1 protein-coding gene is annotated in these 256 nt (G+C 31.6%); it reads right to left on the bottom strand.

Annotated elements, in window-relative coordinates; translation table 11 throughout:
* Positions 1 to 256: hypothetical protein (locus SB751_RS32820; RefSeq protein WP_410749356.1), on the bottom strand; the 256-nt coding region annotated here is incomplete at both ends.

The raw sequence follows: 256 nt of genomic DNA, 5'->3' as shown, positions 1-256 counted from the left end.
CCTAATTAGACCAAGGTTTAATTCTTTAACTAAATAAAAACCAAGATCTGACTTTGCATTTATACTTCCTTTAGAGTCTCTATAAAGGTGCTCATCATAATTTTCATCACAAGGATCAATAAAGCCTAACATGCCGTTATTAGGGATATTCGCATAGTCCGAAATCCATTTGTTTGACTTAGCAATGTTACAAAAACGACAACTGTATACTAAATTTTTGTATTCCAATTCTAGATCAGGAAATTTAGATTTTGGC

The organism is Cupriavidus sp. SIMBA_020 (assembly GCF_046535395.1).
In the GTDB taxonomy this organism is placed as follows: domain Bacteria; phylum Pseudomonadota; class Gammaproteobacteria; order Burkholderiales; family Burkholderiaceae; genus Cupriavidus; species Cupriavidus campinensis.
The sequence above is the reverse complement of the archived record's forward strand: the minus strand, read 5'-3'. Positions and strand labels throughout refer to the sequence as shown.